This is a genomic window from Paenibacillus wenxiniae (assembly GCF_039822605.1).
In the GTDB taxonomy this organism is placed as follows: Bacteria; Bacillota; Bacilli; order Paenibacillales; family Paenibacillaceae; genus Saccharibacillus; species Saccharibacillus wenxiniae.
In genome coordinates, this window is sequence record NZ_JBCGUH010000001.1 from 131,423 (window position 1) to 155,757 (window position 24,335).

A 24,335-nucleotide genomic window follows, 5' to 3' on the forward strand; every position below is an offset into this window, starting at 1 on the left:
AGTGTAGAACTAAATTAACGTTATATTCAGGGCAATGCAGGATCGTTTCCTGCAGGAGCATATATGCCAATGCCGATGTGTTAGTACGGATGCACAGCATTGTGCAAGCGTAGATTTGTAGTTTGATTAGTTTGATTTTAGGGATTTGTAGAGTGGATGAAGAAACTCAGGTGGTGCAAGTTGTACTGCTTTGGTAAGGAATAAGAGGATAGAATTCCGGGCTTGGAAAAAGAAAGATATTTTGCTTTGCAAAAATCACTCTCTCACTGAACCTCGTGTTAGGAGACCGCTAACACCAGAAGAGGCAAGAGATTTTGCCCTGCAAAAATCAATTCTTCCTTGAACCTCGTGTTAGGAAATCGCTAACACGGTAAGTCGTCTTTATTCCTTTTTTCCTTCCCTTTATTCCGTACATTTTGCATTCTCGCAAATTTGTTTACACATTCTAAAAATCATAATCTAGTTATTCAGCCATATGGAAGCTTGTATATCATAGCTCTTGTTGCTTTATACCTAGCAAGAGCAGGAAATGCATATCATAACTTATAGAATCACCATAGCTTGTATATCATAGCTCTTGTCGTTTTATATCTTGCAAGAGCAGGCAATGCATATCATAACCTATAGAATCACCATAGCTTGTATATCATAGCTCTTGTTGCTTTATACCTTGCAAGAGCAGGAAATGCATATCATAACTTATAGAGTCACCATAGCTTATATATCATAGCTCTTGTCGTTTTATACCTTGCAAGAGCAGTAATGCATATCATAACTTATCGAATTACTATAGCTTTTATATTTCATTTGTATCTGGTAGCCTGATGATTACCAGCGTAAATTACAGCAGGTCAGACATCATGATTCGATAATGCCATCAGGCATCTTTTATCACCTGCCCTGTTTATAGCTCCTGCAGGATGACCTGCGCAGATTCACATGCGCTTGGATCATCTTGAACTACGATCCCAAGCAAACAGACCGTGTACACTTCTCTAGTAGCAATCATGCTACCTGATAGAAGTGACGCGGTCTGTTTTTATTTGTTTACTATCCTATGTTTTGAAGTATGGCCTTGTTGACTTGTTGGATTCCACTCAGCGTATTACATCGTAAATACAATACCAGATTAATATTGCAGTGATACTTTGCTCTCGCTAAATGATGAAATTTGATAGTATACAGCAAAATACTTACCTCTGCCGAGCATGGGAAGCTGCCACTCACTCCTACTCCATAGCTTCCTGTGCGAGAGCAGAATCCTTCCCCTTATTCCTTACCGGAAGGGGTGATGCCTCATGAAAACAGTTTGTGTACACGCCCTAGTTCGTATATGACCACATCATGATACAACTTCGATCATGCGATGTATCATAAAATTTGGGCACTGCACCACTCCGTTTATATGAATATCTATACGAGATCCAATCATGCCGTAACTTACGCCGTAAATACTTTCGTTTTTTCCAACAAACGAGAGGTCATGCTGCTCAGTTCATCAGAGGATGAAGAAATCTCTTCCATAATAGCGGTTTCTTCATGGGTTGCGATTGAAATTTGGCGTGCACCTTCATAAAATTTATCAGCCATCTCACGAATGTTTTGAACATGCTCATAGGTCAGTTCAACGCGATCGGTCTGTTCGGAGATAGAACCTTCCATCAACTGCACAGCTGCCATAAATTCGTCAACGATGCTGCCAAACTCATTTAATGTGTGCTCAACCTGATTTGTATGTTTTGTTTCTCGTTGTACTAGCTCATTCTGATTATGGATTAGTTCAACGGTTGCATGAATTTGGGTTTGTACAGCGGTAATCAGCGATTGGATGCGCTGCGCAGAATCATTACTTTGTTCAGCTAGCTTCCGAATTTCGGAAGCGACGACTGCGAATCCGGCTCCATGCTCGCCTGCATGCGCTGCTTCAATCGAAGCATTCAATGCCAGCAGATGCGTTTGCTCAGCCAGTTCTTTGACTGTACCGCTAACCGCACCAATATCAGAAGCCTGATTGTCCAGCAGTCGAACGGTCTGCTCCGCTTGATTTTGTGAAACAGAAAGCGTATCCATGCCTGTCTTTAATGAAGCGAAAATACCGCGTGTCGATTGAACCGATTGTTCCATCGTACCGGACAACTTCAGCATATGATGCGATTTGTCACGCATCTGTTGAAACGAACCTAGCATATGTTCTGCTGTATGAAGAGAGGTTTCCGCCGATTCCTGCTGACGCTTCACCCCTTGATAAATATCATCGGCAATCGTAGATAACGACTCGATCTGAAGCGCTGCTTCGTTAATCGCACCACTTAGTGAAGTGGCATTGCTTGATGTCGTACTTGTATTACGAGCAATATCTCCAACGATATCTTTAATATTGACCACCATGATACGAAAAGCATCATTTAGCACTTTGATCTCATCTTCTTCGCGACGCTCTGGAATTTCAACCGTCAAATCGCCAGCGGATACATGCTCCGCGATTTTTGATAACTGTACAATCGGCCGGGTCAAAAAGCGAGAAATGACAAAACCCAAAATACCGCTCCACGTAATACCAAGCAGTAAAATAATCGATACATACATCCAATCCGCCATACCGGATGCCAGATAAGTTTTCAAATAAAAAATAAAGAAAGCGCTTGTACCATACGTAATGATCGACACGGCAATAAAGCTTGCCACCAGCTTGGAACCAAGAGAGAGTTTCACAGTGCACCTCGCAAATCGTAATTTTTAGTAAGGGTGGATTGGAATAAATACAGAAATATTGGAGATTGTACGAGCAGTTTGCAACTCGTATACACACTATTGTTCATTCACAATCTTATTAATTTAAATTTTAGCAAAAAGCTAAACTAATCGTTGTGATGTAAGTCACAGTTTCTGGCTTTTTTTAAGCCTTTTGAACTATCATCCAATTTAGCTCTTTTATCCCGTTTTGTCTACCTTAAAATTGCATTTTTGTTAGTAATATTCATATGTTGCTGGTGATGACTTGCTCTATCAGTCGCTTACCGCTATGCTAGACATATCAAGCATATGAATCACATTACACATCATAGACAAGTAGACTTGGAAGGGACTGAAGCCACTCATGGAACGTGTTAGACTATGGAGCGAACGTTTTCAATTGTTTTTCCTGAACAATCGCTTCGTTATTTTTTTACTTGTATTATTTTTAATTTCGATCAACATTTTTATGCTTTCCAAAATTCCTTATGTATTCACCCCATTAATTGTGTTAGTCAAAACCGTTATTTTACCGATTATATTGAGCGGTATTTTATTTTATCTGTTTAATCCGCTCGTTGACTTTTTGGAACGACATAAAGTGAAACGTATTTATTCCATTATTTTGCTCTATATCCTCATTATCGGCATACTTGTGCTGATTATTAGTCTCGTTATCCCTGTTATTAAAAGTCAGATTTTAGAATTGATCGGTAATATTCCAACGCTATATGATCAGGCGACCGTTCAAATTCAAAAATGGCTGGGTAGCGATGTATTCCAGCAAATTCAGCAATCACTCAATGTCAATCCACAAGAATTGCTGAAAACACTTTCTGCTCGTGGTGAAGCCTTATTTAGTAGCGGATTTTCTGGATTTGCATCTACATTTTCCGGTATTGGCGGCTTCCTCGGTACGTTGACTGAAGTGATCCTATCGATCGTAACCGTACCGTTCATTTTGTTTTATCTGCTCAAAGATGGTAAAAAGCTACCTGCTTACATTTTGCAGTTCATTCCGGTAAATTTGCGCGGACAAACATCCGAAGTCATGTCCGAAATGAATAATAAAATTAGCTCGTATATTCGCGGTCAGATTATCGTTAGCTTTTGCATCGGTATTCTGTTATACATCGGCTATAACATTATCGGTCTGGATTATGCGCTCGTGCTGGCGATTATCGCCTCGTTTACAAGCATCGTACCTTATCTAGGTCCAGCGATCGCCATTACACCAGCTTTAATTGTTGCACTGGTTACCTCGCCAGTGATGCTGCTCAAAATGGTCGTTGTATGGACAGTTGTACAGCTGATCGAAGGTAAGCTGATTTCTCCACAAATTATGGGTAAATCGCTGAAAGTGCATCCGATTACGATTATCTTTGTTATTTTAACTGCTGGTAATCTGTTCGGTGTGGTCGGCATTCTGCTTGCGGTACCAGGTTATGCGGTACTGAAAGTCGTTATTACCCATCTGTTCGAATGGCTCAAAAAGAGTTCCCATCTATATGAAGCGAAGAAGGCTTCAGAGAAGCCGATTGAAGTGGAGCCGAAGAAAGTTTAAATTCGGCGTTATACTGCAAACTAACTTATACACATTCAAGCTACCCATCGTCTTCATTCCGTGGTGTAGGTTAGTACGTTTACCGTAGTATATGTAAACTTTAATTGTGTGTTGACCTGACTATTGCTCAGAGCTTTAAGCCAATTTGAAGTTAAATGAATCTCAGTCCATGCACTGGGATAGACAACCGGACTCGCAAGCTTGCATGGATACGTTTATGTTTGCAGTAAATAACGATAAAAAGCAGCTCGTTCGGATGATACCGAAGGGCTGCTTTTTAGTAGTTATAATTATATGTTAATACGAGCACTACGAGCACTACGAGCACTACGAGCACTACGAGCACTACGAGCACTACGAGCACTACGAGCACTACGAGCACTACGAGCACTACGAGCACTACGAGCACTACGAGCAAATTATACTGATCCACTGACTAAATGGACAGAGGACAGAAGATCATTTCAGATCAATTAGAGCGTAGTCAAATCGGTGCGACATGGATGCGACATGATACTCTATTGTATCTATCCACTCTGCTCGATTCCATTATTTACTTGCCAGCTCTGGTGTGTAGCCTGCCGGAATGACCGTTTCTGCTTTACCTTCACTAATTACCTGCGGATACATCATACCTGGCTCTGGCTGAGTTAGCGAATACGAGATGATCGCGCGCTTGTCACTTTTCAGATCGACATGATCGATTTTCAAACCATAACCCGGATTAGGTAATTGTACAGTCAATGTGACTTTTTGCTTGCCATCCGCAGTGCTGGTTACATTCAGTACCGGATCATACCCCATCTGCGATCCCTCCGATCCGCTCGCTGGCGGTGTCGTTGTGTCATCGTTCTGATTCGCATGTGCACGTTCAATCAGCTGGACTGCACTATTTACCCATACCGCAGCATCCATACGAGTAATCGGCGACTTCGGATCAAATGTTCCGCCCACGCTGGAGCGTGGAATCACATTCATATTGACCAGTGTCTGGATTGCATTGGAAGCATCTTTATCGATCTGATCCTGATCTTTAAACACAACAAACATCTTGGTTGCCGGATACTGTCCGGTTGTATTAATCGCCTCATATAGCCACAGTGCAAAATCTTCGCGATTCACTTCTGCCGCTGGCTTAAATGTAGACGGTAAAGACAGTTTATTCGCCTTTGCTGCTTCAACTGCGCCTGCATACCACGGCTGGTTTGCTGCTGGAATGACCTGCGCACCATCCTTTTTCAATTCAAACGCTTTAGCCAGAATCTGAATCGCCTGTGCCTGTGTTAATGAACCATTCGGCTTAAACTGCGTCGCGGTCACCCCATTAATAATGCCTTTGTCTTGCAGCGAGCTAACGATCGCTTGATTATCTGCACTTTTCACATCTGTAAATGCGGCGGCTGCCGCCGAAGCTCCACCTGCAATAGCACAGGACAACGCGAGTGTCGCTGCAACTTTCTGTTTTGCATTCCACATTGCATATCCCTCCAGTTGTCGAATTTTCAAATGATACAGGCTTTACCTGAAGTACAACGATGTCTGTAATCATGGTTCTGTATGAACCTTCACTCTATAAACGATTAGGTATACGCAATTGTTGCACGCGATTTACATCTCTTGTGGAGCCGCCATACCGAGCAGCTTTAATGTGCGTTCCAGTGTAGCCCCCGTCCATTTGGCGAGTGCGAGACGATCTGGCTTCACCTGTGGATGCGCATCGATAATCCGATCCCGGCTATACCATTGATTAAATAGTCGCGCGGTCTGCAAGGCGTAACGCGCCATCACCGATGGCTCCTGTAGCTGAACCGCACGCCCAAGCACTTCGCGATAACTGCTCAGATGACCTAATAACTCCCATGCAGAATCGCTCCACATCTCTGGCACAGGTTCATTTTGGGCTATAGCAGGGTCATCTGTTACAGCGCCTGCCTTACTCAATATACTGCAAATCCGTGCATGCGCATATTGTACATACGGCCCTGTCTCCCCTTCAAAACTCAGTGCTTCTTCTAATGAAAAGTCGATCTCGTTCTGACGTGCATTTTTCAAATCACTAAAAAGGATCGCACCCATTCCGATCTGCTGCGCCACTTGCTCACGATCGGGCAATGTCGGATTTTTCTCTGCAATAATGTGAGCCGCACGCGCGATCGCTTCATCTATTAATTGCTCCAGCAGCACCACTTTACCTTTACGGGTCGACATCTTTTTACCGTTAATACGCATTAAGCCAAACGCTACATGATCGCAATCATTGGCCCAGTCATAGCCCATTTTATGCAGGACAGCAAACACCTGACGGAAATGCAGCGTCTGCTCACCGCCCACCACATATACGAGTCGATCACCTTTCATTACGTTGCGCCGATATAGCGCTGTAGCTAGATCACGCGTCGGATAGATCGTCGTGCCATCTGATTTTAAAATAAGACAGGGCGGCAAATCCAGTTCATCCAGTCGTACAACCTGTGCACCCTGACTTTCCTCTAGCAATCCAAGCGCGGACAATTGCTCGACTACCGCTGGCATTTTATCGTTGTAAAAGCTCTCGCCCAGCACCTCATCAAACTGTACACCGAGCCGCTCATAAATGAGATCCAATTTCTCCATGCTCACCTTAACAAAATAACGCCATAATTCGAGCGCTTCTTCATCCCCCTGCTCCAGACGCCGGAACCAGTCTCGTGCTTCGTCTTCCAATTCAGGCTTCGTTTCCGCTTCTTCATGAAATTTAATGTACACCCGTAGCGCTTCACCGATCGGATCAGCTGCTGCCTGTTCAGAATCGCTCCAACGCAGATGGGCAACAATCTGCTTGCCAAACTGTGTCCCCCAATCGCCAATATGATTAACGCTAATCGGCTCATGCCCGGCTGCTGCGTACATCCGGTATAATGCAGCTCCAATAACGGTTGAACGTAAATGCCCTACGCCAAATGGCTTGGCGATATTAGGTGAAGACATATCGATGATGATGCGTTGCTTCTGCGCTGGCTGTAACTGTGCGTAGTCAGGTAGAGCAATCGTATCTAGCAGCAATGGCGCATAATACTTTCGATTCCATGCTAGATTGATGTACCCACCCGTTGCTGCGGCGCTAGCATACGGTTGGGCGACTGTATGAAACGACTCGCATAGCTCCGCCGCAATTTGCTGCGGCGCAAGGCGCCAGCTTTTCGCCAGTGTAAAACAGGGAAAGGCTAAATCGCCCAGTGCAGATGAAGGCGGCACCTCCAGCATCGAAATAATGTGCTGGGCTGATAGCTTTGTTAATGGTTGTAGCCAAGCGGCTGCCTGTTGCTTAAGTGAATACATAGTAATCATGTTCATTCTCCTTTAGTTTGTTTATTTTCAATGATGAATCGATATGACAGAATGCGTCTGGACAGATCAATCGGTTTCATATCATGCTTTTGGTATGTTATGTACGCTCAAGCTATAGGGTGCATTTAAATCCATGTTGTAAAGTAGGCATTTGCAATTTGCATATTGTAAAAGATGAATCATATTGTTAGAGATGTATCCTCTTGTGAAAGATGTCTTGTATTTATATGAGTTTGCGTACAGTCTTTAAGCCATACAAAAAAGCTCTCGTCATCCGTGTATGCGATTACTGCATACGCGGAGACGAGAGCTATTGGTGCTTGCCCGTGGTGCCACTCCATATACAATTCGATGATTCGTGTTCGTTTACTACCTGATGCTCGTGTAACCAGCATAGAGGCGCATATTTTCTGTATACGCTACCTACTGGTTTTATCACGTCGACATCATGCAATCATCTGAATTGTCACTCATAAACCCGTTAACGGAGGTGAACCGTGTCTGTCTATGCACGTTAGCTTTCAGCTATCATAAGCTTCAGCTAACGGGTTGGACAACCATTCTCCGGGGTGCGCTTCTGCTAGATGTGCTGCTACCGGCTCTCACCTTCCCGGCTCGCTTGAAGCAGACGATTCTATGCATACTCTCCCCATCATCGAGATCATTTTATGTTATTTCATCAGCATAGATGATGTGCACACTTGCGCAAGGCTCGATTATTCAAACCACATCTGTTAAAGATATTAAGCTGTATTATACGGTCGAGTTGGAGAGAAGGCAAGCTTTTTTCCAGAGCATTTTTTGGTTAGCTATCACATAATAATCACAGATGCTATACCGGTTACGCCTATTTGCATCATCCGTGTACATCATCCGAAGCACAAAACAAACGCAAAAAAAGCCATATTCGCTCTCCCGCAGGCAACTGCCTTTGACAATCAGGTACTACCCTGAATGCCGGAAATACGACAATATGGCTTATCTGTTCCTATATAAAAATACCGAAGCCGCAATCGTTACACCAGCGCCATTGAACCTTCAAGTTCACGACACATTTCTGCACAACGACGACATGCTTCTACACAATCCTGGCAATACGTTTGCTCATGCTTGGAGCATTCTGCGATACAAGCTTCACAAGCTTTTGCACACAGACCTGCAATCTCAGCTGCCAATGAATTACCCTGGCTCAGCGCCTGAACAGTAAACGCGCATACTTCTGCACAGTCACGATTCACGCGAATGCAGTCGCATAATTTTTCCAGATCGTACTGCTTCAGGTTGGATACATAGGACAGATTACAAGCATTCATCGCTTCAACACAAGCTTCGATGTAAGGACGGTATTGATGTGGTGTAGACATCGTATAAACAACCTCCAGTATAGTTCAAATTAAGTACCCTGCATGAACGTCCAGCGTATCCTGGGCACCTAAGTTCAGGCACCGGGTGATTATTGAACTATTACCCTCGACTTACTCCAGTTGAAACGTTGTCGAATGCTTGCCGAACAACTTACAAGCCCGCCCCTTGCTGCTCCAGCAATTGCAATTGTTCTTGAATATGGCGTTTGTCGAAATGTTCACCGATAAATACAGCTACATCTGGCACTTCTTTTTGCGGTGTAATCTTCATAAAATCGCTTTGCTGATACGCATATTGGAACAAAAAGCGGCTATTCGTATCGCTAAATGTCAAAATCCCTTTTGCACGATATACCTCAGATGGTAAATTCGCAATCAGTCGTTCAAATGCTTCACTATTAATCGGCTGTTCAAAATAATGCGTATACACCATCACATGCTCATGGGAATGATGCAATTGTCCATGTGAATGATCATCATTAGCATGACGATTATGCTCGTGAACAGGCGCTTCGGATGATGTCGATTCGGCAGAAACTCCAGAAGAGTCGCTATGGGTTGTATTCGCGACAGATGAGGAATGGCAACCGCAATGTTCATCATGTGTATCATGTGCATGAGATTCCGATGTATAAGATTCGGAGGGGGACTGCGTATTATTCGCTGTTAGCGCATCTGTAGATGTGCTCAGTATGGACGCTGCTTCGTGCTGCTCCGCACTATTAGCAGCTAGTGATGGATGGGCTTCTTCATATAAGGCACGATCCAATTCGCAGCGTACGGTACTATACATAGGCGCATACGGATTCCAGCGACGTGCAATGTCCTGCACCTGTGCTAGCTGCTGCGGCTGTACAAGATCACTTTTGTTCATAATTAAGATGGAAGCCGCACGAATCTGTTCCTGCATGAGTCGATACGTTTTGCCCTGTTGCTGCTCATACAGCTCCCACAGATGCATCACATCTACGACGGTAATAAGGTTACGCAGCTCCATCCGATGATAAAGCGATATTTCCGTAACAGCATCCAAAATCTCTACCGGATTCGCAACGCCGGATGCTTCAATAACGATCACATCAGGCTCGCCGGACTGAATTAGATTGTATAGCTCCATGCCCAGGTCAGCACGGTTAGAACAGCAAATACAACCGCTAAGCAGCTCCGCCATCGCTACATCTCCATCCAGCATCATACCATCTAAATTCACATCGCCAATCTCGTTCATGACTACAGCTGGCATTTTACCTTCTGCTTTCCAGTTTTCCAGCATTTGCTGTAACAAAGTCGTCTTCCCGCTACCGAGGAAACCGGACAAAATATAAATAGGTACTGTCATCATCATCGCTCCGTTCGTATCATTATGCTACCTATCGTTTATCGTTAACGATAGAATTGAGTCTCATAGTTGCATATCCTTTTATTATATAGGATCGAGCGAATGAAGCCTATACTCGATCGTTTAAAGTACAAGCTAGTATGGTACTTCCAGGGTGTCTACGCAAACTTTTTTAACGAGCAGCAGCTACTACAGCAAGTGCGCTATACATCAGATAAGGTTGTATAATGCGCTAGCACTTTAAGGGCGTTAACTATGTAGGTAGATATGATCTAGCAACGATACGTTCATGGCATAACACAAGTAGGGTGTTGCTAAATTGGAATGGAGTAAACTTTCAATTGAAGCTAGTTCATACACTGATTCGTCACCTCATTTATTTTAAACAAACTGTCTCTGTCTCTGTCTCTGTCTCTGTCTCTGTCTCTGTCTCTGTCTCTGTCTCTGTGCAAATTTTAAAATTCACCCTTATCTTTAGCAAGACAGTCGGCTCGTGATTTCTGACTGCCGGGTATGATAAAATGGAGTCGAACAGGTACAGCTGAAAATATATCGAATCATGAATTCTCTCAATCCCCAAAGGAGTGGATCAATATGCGTTCTGTAGATGAACACAGGGCCGAAGCCCCTACTACGGTCAAATGTATGGTTATTACTGTATCAGATACACGTACGCCAGACACGGATACGGGCGGTCAGCTCATTCAATCGCTGCTGTTGGAGCATGGCTACGAAATCGCTGGATATACAATTGTCAAAGATAATTATGAGCAAATTCGTGAACTGCTCCATGAATATGCGGAACAGTCAGAGATTGAAGCAATTTTGCTAACCGGCGGCACTGGCATTGCACCGCGCGATGTTACGTTTGAAGCTGTACAGAGTTTGCTGAACAAGGAACTACCTGGATTTGGCGAAATTTTCCGCTATTTAAGCTTTGCCGAAGATATCGGCTCGGCGGCAATTTTAAGTCGAGCCATCGCAGGCACGATCGGTCGGACAGCTGTATTTTCGATGCCTGGCTCACGAGGTGCAGTTAAGCTGGCGATGGAACGGATTATTTTACCTGAGCTGGGTCATGTGATGCGTGAAATTTATAAAAAGTAAGCGATCCTGAATGTACTTTGATTGTAGCGTGCGCTTGATTGTACTATGTAATTTAATTGTATGATGTACTTTATACTTCATGGTGAAATATAAAGACTCTACACAATCTAACTACAATGAATACTACGAGCACGATGTGGACACACTGCGACTATTGTAAGACCTTTAAAGGACTTACACACCTTGAGTAATTTTCCAGAAATATCTGTACGTAAAATACAATAAAGCCCTTCTCTGTTACGTTTCTACAGAGAAGGGCTTTATGTTTGTGTTATCGATAGCATGTACATGTACGATGCTAATTTTGGATTACCATTTAGCATCTTGTCCGCGCACAGTATAGATCATGTTATCAATCCGCAATACGAATAATTTGTCTGCCCACAGCCTGCCCGTTTAGCACCGTTTGTAATGCTTTTGGCGTATCATCAAGGCTGTATTCCGTTACGCCTTGGCGAAGCAATGTATCTGGCTTCCAATCTGTCGCCAGATGCTTCCATATCTTCAAGCGCAGCTCAGCTGGGCAGTAAACCGAATCGATACCGATTAGTTGTACGCCACGTAAAATAAATGGAAATACACTGCTTTCAAATTTAGCTCCAGCTGTGTTGCCGGATACGGCGACAGCACCACGATACGCTACACTTTTCAAACGTTCACCGAGCGCCGCACCGCCAGTCGCATCGACAATCCCTGCCCAGGTCGTTTGACCGAGTGCACCTTTGAAGGGTTGCTCTGTTTCCTGACGCGCTACGACTTGAGCTGCTCCTAATTCCTTAAGCCATTCCGTTTGCTCTGCTTTTCCACTGGAAGCATGTACCTCATAGCCAAGCTTGCTCAGAATTGAAATTGCTACGGAACCTACACCGCCTGTCGCACCCGTCACCAGTACAGGACCAGATGCAGGCTCAACACCTGCATGGATTAATGCATCTATCGACAGCGCCGCTGTAAAACCGGCTGTACCTAGCATCATCGCTTCTTTCGGCTCCAATCCATTCGGCAAAGGAACGAGCCAATCCGCAGGTACACGTGCATATTCGCTGTACCCACCATAATGACTCACACCGAGCTTATAGCCTGTACAGAGTACAAGATCGCCAGGCTGATAGCGCTCATCTGCTGATTGTACCACTTCGCCTGCCAGATCAATTCCCGGTACAAATGGATAGTTTTGCACCACTTTACCATTGGTCAGACTTGCCAGACCGTCTTTATAATTCACATCCGAATAATGGACAGCGATCGTCACATTACCGTGTGGTAATTGCTCCATCGTTAATTGTTGAATTGAACCCTTTACTTGCTCAGCTTGCTTCTCTAATACATAGGCGCGAAATGTTGCTTCCATCGTGATCATCCTTTCTATCATGCTGTGCAAGAAGCAGCATAGCGGTTTACATGCTTATCGGGCTATGCCTTTTTTCACAGCGTGCTGCTCAGGATTCTTCTGCTGGTAAATGTTCGGCAATGAGATTTTGCTTTAATTCCCATGCTTTCGGACTAATATTCACACGATAAATTTCCGGATTCAGCTTACGCAAATATTCCGGCCAGAACTGCTCTAGCTGGGCACGATGATACTCGCGAACTTGCGTCAGTTCAGGCAATTCGTATACTTGCTTGCCTTCTATGAAAATCGGTTGTAACATCGCTACCGCTTCATAATCGGATACATATTTGCGAATATACGGATGCAGCGGGTTGAACAGCTTCAGTCGTTTTCCTTCGCGTGGCTCCGATTCATTAGGGAAGCAAATATAATCGGCAATCGCTTTACCGCTACCTGTACTGATAATGCGATACACATCCTTACTACCCGGCGTGGTCACCTTTTCTGGATTGGCGGAAATTTTAATGACCGGTGTCATCTCACCATCGATTTCACACTCAACCAGCTTATACACACCGCCAAGTGATGGTTGATCCGATGCCGTAATCAGCTGTGTGCCCACACCCCAGGTATCAATCCGTGCCCCCTGCGCTTTCAAGTCGAGAATTGTATTTTCATCCAGATCGTTTGAAGCGACGATCTTCACATAAGGTAGTCCAGCTTCATCCAGCATTTTACGTGCTTGAATCGATAAATATGACAGGTCACCACTATCGAGGCGAATCGCGCTCATCTTTTTACCGCGCGCTTCCAGCTCTTTCGCTGTCCGAATTGCGTGTGGCACACCGCTACCGAGCGTATCAAATGTATCCACTAGCAGTGTCACGCCATCCGGCAGTGCAGCGGCATACCGGTCAAATGCTTCCTGTTCATTGCCAAAGCTCTGTACCCAGGCATGAGCATGTGTACCTTTGGCAGGTATACCAAATTTGGCACCAGCAAGCACATTCGATGTACCGTGGAAACCAGCAATATAAGCAGCACGCGCGCCCCAGATTGCCGCATCCGCTTCCTGCGCACGGCGTGTACCGAATTCCAGCAGCAGATCATCTCCAGCTACCTGCTTAATACGGGATGCTTTTGTAGCAATCAGCGTCTGATAGTTCATAAAGTTTAACAATGCCGTCTCGACCAGCTGCGCCTCCATAATCGTACCTTCGACACGAATTAACGGCTCATCCGCAAATACGACTGCCCCTTCCTGCATCGCATACATTGTGCCATGAAAACGGAATTGACGCAGTTCATCGAGAAAACGTGGATCATATTGCTCTTCCTGCTCCGCCAGAAAAGCAATCTCATCTTCGTGAAAAGTTAGATTGTTAATATAATTTACGATACGTTCCAGACCTGCAAACACCGCATATCCATTACCGAAGGGCAACTTGCGGAAATAGGCTTCAAATACCGCTTGCTTATGATGTGTTCCATTTACCCAGTGTGCATACATCATATTGATCTGATACTTGTCTGTATGTAAAGCTAGGCCATATTGTCTCATTGTCGTTCCACCTCTTTAGATCATGATCACGCTGCAATTCTATGTGAAACGCATCACATTAGAAATTGCAGCGTTCGGCAAATGCCGGCTTGATTACCTTTTAACCACTTTGGACTACTTTTGCCCCCATTGTGGACCGAAAATGTTCAAGTGCCCATAGATGCCCTGCTGGATTGAAGCTTGCAACCGCATCCTCATGCACAACAATGTTAAAGCCTTTATTATACGCATCAACAGCCGTATGTAGCACACAAATGTCCGTACATACGCCAATCAGATGCAGATCTGTAATCCCTCGTGCCCGTAAACGCAGTTCCAGATCAGTTCCGGCAAATGCGCTATACCGCGTTTTGTCCATCCAATAGATCTGCTCTCGATGCTGCTCATAGACAGACTTCAAGCGCCCATATAGCTCGCGTCCTTCTGTACCACGAATATTGTGCGGCGGAAAAAGATTCGTTTCAGGATGAAACGGGTCCTGTTCCTCATGCAGATCTACCGCCATCACTACCCAGTGACCGCTATTTACAAATTGCTCGGTGATGTCGGCAATTTTGGACTCAATCGCAATTCCCGGTTCTCCAACAGGCAACTTCCCATCTACAAAATCATTCGTATAATCAATCACGATCAAGGCTCTCATCGTTGTGCCTCCTTTTACTGGGACAAATACGTAGGACTAACCCAAGTACGCATAGCTTTTAACCGCTACAAAGTAACATGGTCTGTTCAGAGCTGGTAGCATTCATATAGCTGCATACTTGCTATCGCGATATCGTTGTTATGCTATTACGAATAAATCGATAAACGTGGCACCAAGCCAGTAAAACGATACAATTGTGCCGGACGCTGTGAATATTGATTGGAGCTTAGGGGATTGCCATCCTCATCTCGCACTTCCTCAATAATGCCTTTCCGACTACGTGTAGACGTAATTTTGCGAATAAAATTCGGTTCTTCAAAGTCCGGTACAACCGCCTTAATTACCTGATACAACTCACTTAGCGTAAACTCTGGCGGTAAGAACTTCTTAGCGATCACGGTGCTCAGCATCTGCTCCTGAATCCGCATATACGCATCACGAATAATATCATGATGGTCAAAGCCAAGCTCCAGTTCATCCAGCGCTTCCTCGATTGTAAACAGTCCTACCTCTTCCGCATCATCGGCAGCACGGCGTTTCTCCAATATTTCCTCTTCGACCAGAGCAAAAAAAGCATGGGAGATAATCCATCCGCGCGGATCACGTCCGGGCTTACTATACACACCAAGATATTCTAAGTGACGTGCATCGACTCCGGTCTCTTCCTTCAGCTCACGCTGTGCGGCTTCAAACAATGATTCATCATCATGTGAAAAGCCTCCCGGCAACGCCCATTTACCCGCAAAGGGCCAGGAACGGCGTCGAATAAGCATGACCTTCAATTCGCGCAGCGGCAACGTCTTTGTAAATGTTTTGCGCTCCTTTTTAGTCAGCGTAAACATGACGATGTCGGCGGGAGCGCCATCAGGTGTGCGATACTTTTTGACATCGTACGAATGCTGCTTACTATTGTCCGTCATTATGATCACCACTGTTCATTTTATCTTTTTGATAATATCATTATGAACTATTAATGCCGTGAGGTCAACGTTTATTTGACTTCACAGCAGATGAATACGATGTACTGCTTATATTTACTGGAAAGGACGGCGCTATTACGTAGATATCGATTACTTAGATATCGCTTACGTAGATATTATTTACTTAGATATCATTCACTTAACTTATCACTTACTGCGCGTGGCGATAAACGTAGCGGTAGCAATCGCGCCTGTCTCTCCTGCTTCATTTGTAATCTCTGCTTGCAATGTCATCGTGCGACCTGCCTGATGAATTACTCTAGCGATTGCGTATAGCTCGCCCTGACCCATCGAGTGGACAAAATGAGTGTTCATATTCGTCGTAACGCACGGCTGACCGCCCTGTACCGCCATCGACATCATGCCCATTGCCTGATCCATCATAGACATCATTACCCCACCATGCACAATATGCATATGGTTCAGATGACGCTCGGTTGCCGTCAGGGCAATTTTAATATATTCATGATGGCTTTCGACCAGTCTACAGCCAAGTAATCCCCAGTACATTTGCTCGCTTGCTTCTAGTATCTCTTGCCACTCCGTCATTACGTATTCCTCCTGTTAATTCCATCATGCTCAAATTTAATACGATGTCCGATGCGATTATGAATGATCGTTCGTTTCAACGCCTTCTTCCCTATTACATCATAAGTGCGATTCTACCCAAAGCGGTCTAGTACGTTTATCCGTTGACCCACTTTCACTCCAAGTTTGCTCTACTCCAACATATAAAATAGATATCTGCATCACATTTCGAGTTCTGCTGTGCCCTGCACTGCAAACGTTACATCCCACGCGGTCAAAGTATACATTGCGACTATTAAGCCAATGTAGACCTTATATCAGATCTCACTCTGACAGCAGCAAGCTCATCTGGATCAGATCAACATAGTTTCCATCCACGATCAGCGCCTGCTTTTGAATACCTTCAATATGAAAACCAAGTGAGCGATACAAATGGATACCTCGTTCATTCGTCGATTGCACCGTCAGCTCCAATCGTTGAACACCGCGATCTTCTGCCCAGTGCATCATCGTCTGGAACAATCTGCGTCCGATGCCACGATTTGCATATTCCTGTAGCACACCGACCACAATATAGACGCTGTGACGATTACGCATCACTTTGCCGCCCATCGCTTCCAGATAGCCAATAATCTGACCGGAATACTCTGCCAAAAAAATATTCGAGTTCGCACTACGCAACGCATATCGTATCACATCCCGCTGCTCACTTTCACCCATCATACGCTCGCCCGGCTCCAGCAACATAAATGTAGTCTGTTCATCGAGACGTCGCTTCATACGAATCAATGGGCCAGCATCGCGAATTTGCGCAATCCGCACCGATACACTGGCTTGAAAATGCGACAATATGATTGGACGTTTGGGTGTATGCGTCCCCATTTGACGTCTGCGCAAAATAATCTGATCCCGACATGGAATCCCGTTTTCGATAATCGGTTCAGCATAATGCCGAGTAAAATAATCCAGTTCAATCGCTTCCATACGAAAACCTTGCTTCTGATAAAAAGCAAGCGCACTCAAGCTAGAATTGCCTGTACATACAACGACTTCGAGTGCCCCTTCATCGTCCAGATCAGCCAGTACACCTTTCATCAGCCTACTTCCGATGCCCTGACCTTCATACCGGGGCAGCACGGCCATATTCATAATTTCCCATGCTCCACTGCTGCGCTCCAGTGCCCCACAGACGCCAATAATTTCATTTCCATCATCAGCAAACCACCAGCGACAGAGAGCAGCATAACGCTCAATCACCACCGCATCAGGATCAGCAAGCAGCAGCAATGGCATAGGCAGCGCTTCATGCTCGTTACGTGCACGTATGATCACACGAGCCTCATTATAGTTGGACGATTCCATGATCAGCTCACTTCTTTCCGCTCAATTTCGATCTGATATTATACGATCTGGTGCAAAACGAAAAAATATTGTGTGACCATTATATCGCAACGCCGACCTTCTATTAAGATAAAAAAGACGCGGATAGCCACTCCGCGCCCTCTACTTCTCTATGATTTCCGCATGATCATCAATCGATCAAACGCTTAGTCCCCGCAGGACGCCGGGGGAGAATCTTTACCGCTCTCCACATGAATCTTCTCGGATACGGTGCTGTAAATGGCTGATACGACCATTTGCAACAGATCATTAATCTCTACCTGGGATTCCTGATAATCACCTACGAGTGGAATATCATCCAGCTCCTGTTGCAGCTCATTCATCTCCGCCTCGATCTTCGCTACCATCTTCTGATTACGTAACGATTCGAAGGCAACGACTTCTTTTTGCTTTTTCTTAATTTGCGAGATTAGGCTTTGCACACGTTCATGGGATTGAATCATCTGCTCCGCCTTTTGAAAATGAACAATTTCCTCGCTATTGGAGATCAATCCGGCAAGTTGCCGCGTTTTCTCCATAATATCTTCACGAATATACAATCCGCTCGTTTCCAGCTCCGGGCTGTCTGCTGCCGTCTGCTGATTGTTTGGGTTATGCTCCTGTCGCTCCACGGCACTCGTATCCTTTCCGTCAGGTCGAGTCTGGCAGACGCTCGCTCGTCAGCTTATCGCTGCCGGTTCAGCCACCAGCTCACCTTTAATATAAAACGATTTGGAATCGGTAATCTTCACATAGACAAACTCGCCAATTAGTTCCTCTGAGCCTTCAAAATGCACCAGCTTGTTTGAGCGTGTGCGTCCAGCCAGCACCTGATCATTGTTTTTGCTGGCGCCTTCGACCAGCACTTCAACGACCTGACCGAGGAACTTTTCGCTGCCAATGCGGCTATATTGCTTCACCGTAGCGTTCAGACGTTGCAAACGCTCCTTCTTCACTTCCATCGGTACATTGTCTTCCATCGAAGCAGCAGGTGTACCTTCACGCGGCGAATAAATAAACGTATACGCCGAATCAAAGCCCACCTGACGCACCAGCGACAATGTTTCTTCAAATTGCTCATCGGTTTCCCCAGGGAACCCAACAATAATATCGGTTGTGAGCACAGCATTTGGAATAGCGCTATAAATCTGGTCAACTAGCTCCAAATAACGTTCACGGCTATATTTACGGCTCATTTTTTTCAATACTTCAGTGCTGCCCGATTGAACAGGTAAATGAATATGTTCGACCAAATTGCCGCCTTTGGCAAGCACTTCGATTAGACGCTGATCGAAATCACGTGGATGTGACGTTGTAAAACGAACACGCGGAATATCGATGCGGGAAATATCGTCCATCAGATCACCAAATGTATAGTTCATGCCTTCCAGATCTTTCCCGTAAGCATTGACGTTTTGGCCAAGCAGTGTAATCTCTTTGAAGCCCTGACGTGCCAGCTCGCGCACTTCAGCGATCACATCCTGTGGCAGACGGCTGCGTTCTTTACCACGTGTATAAGGGACAATGCAATACGTACAAAATTTATCGCAGCCATACATAATATTTACCCAGCCGCGCATACCCTGGCGTTTTTTCGGTAAATTTTCAACGATATCGCCCTCTTTGGACCAGACTTCAACGACCATTTCTTTGCTGAATAGTGCACCCTGTACAAGCTGTGGCAATCGGTGAATATTATGTGTACCGAAAATCATATCGACAAAATTATGCTTTTGCATAATCCGATTCACGACGCCTTCTTCCTGTGCCATACATCCGCATACGCCAAGCAGCAAGCCCGGACGCTCTAGCTTGAGCGTTTTCAGATGACCCAGTTCACCAAATACACGATCTTCGGCATTTTCACGAATCGCGCAAGTATTAAGCAAAATAATATCGGCTTCATCGCGGCTTTCAGTTGCAGTATAGCCCATTTGCTCCAATATGCCTTTGATCGTCTCCGAGTCATGCTCATTCATCTGACAGCCGAATGTGTACACTAGATAATGCTTGCCCGCACCGATCGCGCGCAGCTCTTCTGGCACAGCATTTTCGTACATGACCTGTACTTCCTGCTTACCACGCTTTTTCTCCTCACGCTGATTCGGCTCGGACATAATATGAATTTCGCGTCCACGAATACGAATCTTTTTGCCGGTTTCATCCTCCGATATGACCTTAGCATCGGAAAAATCGAAATATTGAGAATAATCTTTTGTTTGTTTTGACATGCTATGCTGTCACTCCCCCACCATAAACATTTCCTGAACATACCGATCGGATCACAATATACTAAACAGCCTGCGCTGCTTGATATGGACTACTGCTGCTCTATTCCTTTACCGCTCCATACGATGAACATAAAGCGCCCGATTACTTAGACACGGCTATGCGTTTTATATCGTAAGCAACGTAAGCAATCGGTTCAACAAAAAAGCATCACCTGTAATTATAGCATGGCACTATCTATATAAAAAGCAAGGAATCTCCATCCGTGATCAATTGGAACGGTGAATAGCTATAGTGATAGCTCTGTTAGTAAATTCCGTTACCGACACCGATACGAATTTTGGGAGACCGTTCAGGATCGATCATCTTCATCACACGTAGCAGATGATCTTTTGACATCGCAATACAGCCTTCGGTTGGCTTGTCCGCTGCTCGCCAAATATGCATGAAAATGGCACTGCCTTTACCGGGGACAACTGGATTCGTATTGTAATTAATGACGACGGCATGCTGATACAATGGATGATTGAGCCGCTCAAACGAAGACCAGCGCTCCTGCGGATCGCCTTCATAAGCAACCCAGTTATTATAGTCAGGTGATTGCGGCGTATCGACCCAGTAATCGTCTGCGCCTGCTGGACGATAGTCGATTTGCAACCCTGCTGGTGGCTGTGGACTGCTGCCAAATGCAGTACCGAGTGTATATGTACCGAGTGGCGTTTTGCCGTCGCCTTCTTTTGTTTTACCAAGTCCTCTATTACCTAATACAACAGGGATTGGCCCTAGCTGGCGTTGCCATGTTCCAGCCTGCTTTTCATATACGTACAATCTGCCTGTGCTCGAGCTGGATCGATCCGCAGCAACGAGAATGATCTGCCCACTGCCAAGCTGATCCAGCTTCTTAAACAATCTGGCCTCATCGATTGGCGCCCCCGCATCTGCTTGCTGATAGGCAGGAATCGAGCCGACCAGTAACAAGAACACCATCATCAGTCGAATACGGTAATTCATGATAGGTTCCTCCTGTTGTTGTATTTTTATCATCCAGTTTAGGAGTGAATAAAAGTGGTTTTCATTGGCACAGTTGGCTGGATGTGTAATGACGATGCTGTTTGCATCACGATGTCTATCTTTTTATGATAAAGTTAAACGCGGTGCGATTTGCGTTTGCTAGCGATTGATATTTATTAGAAATTCACAATTACTATCGATTGCTATCTACTAGCAATTAATATCTGCTAGCGATCGCTATGTTCTATCGATTCATATCATGCACAGCTTCAGCATACGGAACGAGTAACGTTGTGTCCCATCATACTACATCATTAGGCAAGGAGGGTACAATTTGAAACAGCCTATATTATGGTTAACGAATGAATTACGTCCTTATTTTGGCTTACAACAACTGGATTCCAATTGGGAATGGATGGAGCTGCGCGCAGGATACTGGATTGCGCTGGAGGGCGATATCATTCGTAAATGTATCGGTACTTATGAACAATCGTATTCTGAAACCGATGTACATATGGCAACACGTGATCGACAATGGATAGTACCTCTAACGGCAAAAGGCAAAGAGAAAAAACTAAACTTCTCTAATATAACCGGCATCAAAGCCGCCAGTATGAAGTTTTCAGCAGGTATTCGCGACCATGATCATCGCGGATATGTAACGGTGATCAACCCGAATAATACTGTCTCACTACCTATTCCTGAATACGAACACGTTTTTACTGCGGAGGAGCTAATCGCACAGCTTCAGCAGTATCCGACGCAACTTCCACCTGACTATGATCGGAAGCTAGAACGACTGCTGCATGCGAAGCGTCAGCGTTATCATCCGATACCGGGAGATATTTTTCGTGTGGAACTGGATTTGTTCTACGATGCATATGTACTCGTCATCGGCGATATGCGCAACATGCAAAAAGATGGTCTGTTCAGTGAGCACAGTCTCTGGAATCAGCTGATGACGATGCCGTTGTTTGTGCGTCCGTATGTATATCGTACAACAGAGCGTTCCCCGGATCTAAGCCAGATTATAGCAGCTCCACAAGCGAACTATGCGATCACGGTCATGGACGATTATTTTTTGCGTGGGCATTATGAGCTTGTTGGTCATAAGCTGCTGGAAGAGCACGATATCGCTTTTCCGATCGGTTACGGTCAAATCAATGCGCAACCAGAAGCTAGTTATTGTCTGTCCTGGGGCACAGGAACAGCATTCAAACCAGCATCACAGGTGCAGTTCCAAACGGCATGTACGTACAGTAATCATGGTGTACATGCAGGCATTTCACGACATGATTTCGAGCCGCTCGAACATAGAGACTGGCCTCAAACGCTGGATCATCCACTATATGCCGGGGCACGGCAACAAGCGATGGCAGAGTTTGGCTTTCCTGCTACTATTTCATATGATGATTTTAATGAACAAACCGGTGGTTTGACACGCAAGCAGTATGTTCATTATTTACAACGGACGTATGAACGCTATGCCAAATCAAACAAGCAGTAAACACATATACAACTCAAACGTACTGATACGTTATACCCGTGCACTATAGGAGTGTACAGGTATAGCGCGTCGGCACGTTTATGTATACTATGTTTATGTATCATGTATAGCATGCGTCGACGTCTTTGCTTGACGTACTTCTTGCCATACTTCCCGCTATACTTATCGATGTACTTCTTACCATACTTCCTGCTATACTTCTCGACGTAATTCGTGCCATACTTCCTGACGTACTTCCTTATGGATCAGTGCTCACTTAAAATTCACTTACAACCTACAGTAGCCAACAAAGCAGGCATCAAGCTAAAGCAGAGCATAATCAAACGATACATTCGCAACAAAAACAGCCGGAACAGATTCCGACTGCTGAATATGGATAGTGTATCGTTCTTCTATCCACATTCAGCATCGAATCGTTCCGGCTGTTATGATTTGTGTGTCTTATGAGGACACTATATATGCTGTACAGGCACCAGCTTTAAATCTGACTGCCTGTACACCTGTGTTCTCTTACTTAGTCGATGATTTCAGCTGTGTCGCCTGTGCGCGCACCTGCTGCATTTGCTTCATCTGTATCGATATGCATATCGAGTGCGAACGAATCGGATACGCGTGCAATTACATTTTCCAGTACCATGCCGCGCTCGCCAGACAGACGAACTTTCAGCTTGTCCTGATCGTTGATGCCCCATTTTTGCGCATCCGAAGTGTGGAAGTGAATGTGACGAGCTGCCACGATTACGCCTTCTTGCACTTCAACTTCGCCTGCTGGTCCTTTAATCAGGATGCCTGGCGTACCGTCGATGTGGCCGGATTCACGAACCGGTGCTTTGACGCCGATTGCAAATGAATCGGTTAGGGAAATTTCCAGCTGTGTTGCCGCACGTGCTGGGCCGAGAATACGTACTTTAGGGAAAGAACCTTTAGAGCCAACAACTTCAACCGTTTCGTTGGCAGCAAACTGACCTGGTTGGGACAGTGGTTTAAATTCAGTCAATTGATATCCTGCACCAAACAGAATTTCAATATGCTCTTGAGACAGGTGAATATGGCGTGCAGATACGCCAACAGATACTACTTTACTCATGGATTGCTCACTCCTCGACTATTGTGTACATATATGTTTGTAACAAAATACACGTACTAGATTTAATCAAAATCATACCGTTCTATTATACATCTTTTTTTATGAAAATGAAAACCAAGTCAGCAAAAAGACCTGCACGCTTTCAGTAAAAAAGCGATACAGGTCACAAAATTTTACGTTTTTCCGCCATCCCTATCTAGTACCTATCGATTCACATAGATACCGCTCAATCAAATGCCATACACTGACGTGATGATTGGGGCGGTTATGCCGTTATCTTTGCTACTTATCTTGGCTCTACGATCAGCTTCATCGCAGTTCTGTCTTCTCCATCAATCACAATATCGGTAAAGGCTGGAATACAAATCAGGTCAACTCCACTTGGCGCTACAAATCCTCTGGCAATGGCTACAGCTTTGATCGCTTGGTTCAGTGCACCCGCTCCGATAGCTTGAAGTTCGGCAGCGCCGCGTTCGCGCAACACTCCTGCCAGGGCTCCAGCTACTGAATTCGGGTTGGATTTTGCTGACACTTTTAATACTTCCATGTTAGGTACCTCCCCTAGGAATGAATGATGGCTTGGCTTCAAAAATGATCGGAAATGCGTCTAGTTAGTATTCGAGGATTTATTTCAATTTCCTT

At 44.9% G+C, this 24,335-nt stretch carries 20 protein-coding genes; 3 read left to right on the forward strand and 17 right to left on the reverse strand.

The window, feature by feature from the left end:
- Positions 1 to 1,440: 1,440 nt before the first annotated feature.
- Positions 1,441 to 2,712, reverse strand: coding sequence for a methyl-accepting chemotaxis protein (locus AAHF22_RS00535; protein WP_347323019.1), 1,272 nt, complete (start codon positions 2,710 to 2,712; stop codon positions 1,441 to 1,443).
- Between the two features lie 385 nt (positions 2,713 to 3,097).
- Between AAHF22_RS00535 and AAHF22_RS00540 the strand changes: the two genes are divergently transcribed.
- A complete protein-coding gene (locus tag AAHF22_RS00540) occupies positions 3,098 to 4,297 on the forward strand; it encodes an AI-2E family transporter (RefSeq protein ID WP_347323020.1) in 1,200 nt (399 codons plus the stop codon).
- Between the two features lie 277 nt (positions 4,298 to 4,574).
- Here AAHF22_RS00540 and AAHF22_RS00545 read toward each other — a convergent pair whose 3' ends face one another.
- From AAHF22_RS00545 to AAHF22_RS00565, 5 genes are all read right to left on the reverse strand, one after another.
- Positions 4,575 to 4,715: a hypothetical protein gene (locus tag AAHF22_RS00545; protein ID WP_347323021.1), complete on the reverse strand. Its 141-nt coding sequence runs from the start codon at positions 4,713 to 4,715 to the stop codon at positions 4,575 to 4,577.
- A 131-nt stretch (positions 4,716 to 4,846) separates the two neighbouring features.
- Positions 4,847 to 5,773 (reverse strand): S-layer homology domain-containing protein, encoded by a 927-nt coding sequence (locus AAHF22_RS00550; protein ID WP_347323022.1) that lies wholly within the window; start codon positions 5,771 to 5,773, stop codon positions 4,847 to 4,849.
- A gap of 132 nt (positions 5,774 to 5,905) precedes the next feature.
- Entirely contained in the window at positions 5,906 to 7,624 is a 1,719-nt protein-coding gene (gene argS / locus AAHF22_RS00555) for an arginine--tRNA ligase (RefSeq protein ID WP_371833994.1), read from the reverse strand.
- Between the two features lie 1,016 nt (positions 7,625 to 8,640).
- On the reverse strand, positions 8,641 to 8,988 hold the full coding sequence (locus AAHF22_RS00560) for a four-helix bundle copper-binding protein (RefSeq protein ID WP_347323023.1): 348 nt from the start codon (positions 8,986 to 8,988) through the stop codon (positions 8,641 to 8,643).
- 151 nt (positions 8,989 to 9,139) lie between these two features.
- Entirely contained in the window at positions 9,140 to 10,333 is a 1,194-nt protein-coding gene (locus AAHF22_RS00565) for a CobW family GTP-binding protein (protein ID WP_417629383.1), read from the reverse strand.
- A 582-nt stretch (positions 10,334 to 10,915) separates the two neighbouring features.
- On the opposite strand from AAHF22_RS00565, the gene AAHF22_RS00570 reads away from it, so the two are divergent.
- Entirely contained in the window at positions 10,916 to 11,434 is a 519-nt protein-coding gene (locus AAHF22_RS00570; RefSeq protein ID WP_347323533.1) for a MogA/MoaB family molybdenum cofactor biosynthesis protein, read from the forward strand.
- A gap of 352 nt (positions 11,435 to 11,786) precedes the next feature.
- Here AAHF22_RS00570 and AAHF22_RS00575 read toward each other — a convergent pair whose 3' ends face one another.
- The 9 genes from AAHF22_RS00575 to AAHF22_RS00615 all read right to left on the reverse strand — a co-directional run bounded on the left by AAHF22_RS00575 (position 11,787) and on the right by AAHF22_RS00615 (position 21,099).
- Positions 11,787 to 12,785: an acrylyl-CoA reductase family protein gene (locus AAHF22_RS00575; RefSeq protein ID WP_347323025.1), complete on the reverse strand. Its 999-nt coding sequence runs from the start codon at positions 12,783 to 12,785 to the stop codon at positions 11,787 to 11,789.
- An 88-nt stretch (positions 12,786 to 12,873) separates the two neighbouring features.
- Positions 12,874 to 14,328: a nicotinate phosphoribosyltransferase gene (locus AAHF22_RS00580; RefSeq protein ID WP_347323026.1), complete on the reverse strand. Its 1,455-nt coding sequence runs from the start codon at positions 14,326 to 14,328 to the stop codon at positions 12,874 to 12,876.
- A gap of 100 nt (positions 14,329 to 14,428) precedes the next feature.
- A complete protein-coding gene (locus AAHF22_RS00585) occupies positions 14,429 to 14,971 on the reverse strand; it encodes a cysteine hydrolase family protein (protein WP_347323027.1) in 543 nt (180 codons plus the stop codon).
- Between the two features lie 146 nt (positions 14,972 to 15,117).
- The gene (locus tag AAHF22_RS00590) at positions 15,118 to 15,891 is read right to left on the reverse strand and encodes an NUDIX domain-containing protein (protein WP_347323028.1); all 774 of its coding nucleotides are present in this window, start codon (positions 15,889 to 15,891) and stop codon (positions 15,118 to 15,120) included.
- Positions 15,892 to 16,098: 207 nt separating this feature from the next.
- Positions 16,099 to 16,500, reverse strand: coding sequence for a PaaI family thioesterase (locus AAHF22_RS00595; RefSeq protein WP_347323029.1), 402 nt, complete (start codon positions 16,498 to 16,500; stop codon positions 16,099 to 16,101).
- Positions 16,501 to 16,803: 303 nt separating this feature from the next.
- Positions 16,804 to 17,841 carry a GNAT family N-acetyltransferase gene (locus AAHF22_RS00600; RefSeq protein ID WP_347323030.1) on the reverse strand — a complete coding sequence of 346 codons (1,038 nt, stop codon included), beginning with the start codon at positions 17,839 to 17,841 and terminating at the stop codon, positions 16,804 to 16,806.
- 185 nt (positions 17,842 to 18,026) lie between these two features.
- The gene (locus AAHF22_RS00605; protein ID WP_347323534.1) at positions 18,027 to 18,434 is read right to left on the reverse strand and encodes a YlbF/YmcA family competence regulator; all 408 of its coding nucleotides are present in this window, start codon (positions 18,432 to 18,434) and stop codon (positions 18,027 to 18,029) included.
- A gap of 105 nt (positions 18,435 to 18,539) precedes the next feature.
- Positions 18,540 to 20,090 (reverse strand): tRNA (N6-isopentenyl adenosine(37)-C2)-methylthiotransferase MiaB, encoded by a 1,551-nt coding sequence (gene miaB / locus AAHF22_RS00610; RefSeq protein ID WP_347323031.1) that lies wholly within the window; start codon positions 20,088 to 20,090, stop codon positions 18,540 to 18,542.
- Positions 20,091 to 20,394: 304 nt separating this feature from the next.
- On the reverse strand, positions 20,395 to 21,099 hold the full coding sequence (locus tag AAHF22_RS00615) for a L,D-transpeptidase family protein (protein WP_347323032.1): 705 nt from the start codon (positions 21,097 to 21,099) through the stop codon (positions 20,395 to 20,397).
- 334 nt (positions 21,100 to 21,433) lie between these two features.
- Here AAHF22_RS00615 and AAHF22_RS00620 point away from each other — a divergent pair, with 334 nt between their 5' ends.
- Positions 21,434 to 22,606: an immunity 26/phosphotriesterase HocA family protein gene (locus AAHF22_RS00620; protein ID WP_347323033.1), complete on the forward strand. Its 1,173-nt coding sequence runs from the start codon at positions 21,434 to 21,436 to the stop codon at positions 22,604 to 22,606.
- 514 nt (positions 22,607 to 23,120) lie between these two features.
- Here AAHF22_RS00620 and pduL read toward each other — a convergent pair.
- Both pduL and AAHF22_RS00630 read right to left on the reverse strand, forming a co-directional pair.
- On the reverse strand, positions 23,121 to 23,693 hold the full coding sequence (pduL, locus tag AAHF22_RS00625) for a phosphate propanoyltransferase (RefSeq protein ID WP_347323034.1): 573 nt from the start codon (positions 23,691 to 23,693) through the stop codon (positions 23,121 to 23,123).
- Positions 23,694 to 23,979: 286 nt separating this feature from the next.
- Positions 23,980 to 24,240, reverse strand: coding sequence for a stage V sporulation protein S (locus tag AAHF22_RS00630; protein WP_017813748.1), 261 nt, complete (start codon positions 24,238 to 24,240; stop codon positions 23,980 to 23,982).
- Positions 24,241 to 24,335 lie beyond the last annotated feature (95 nt).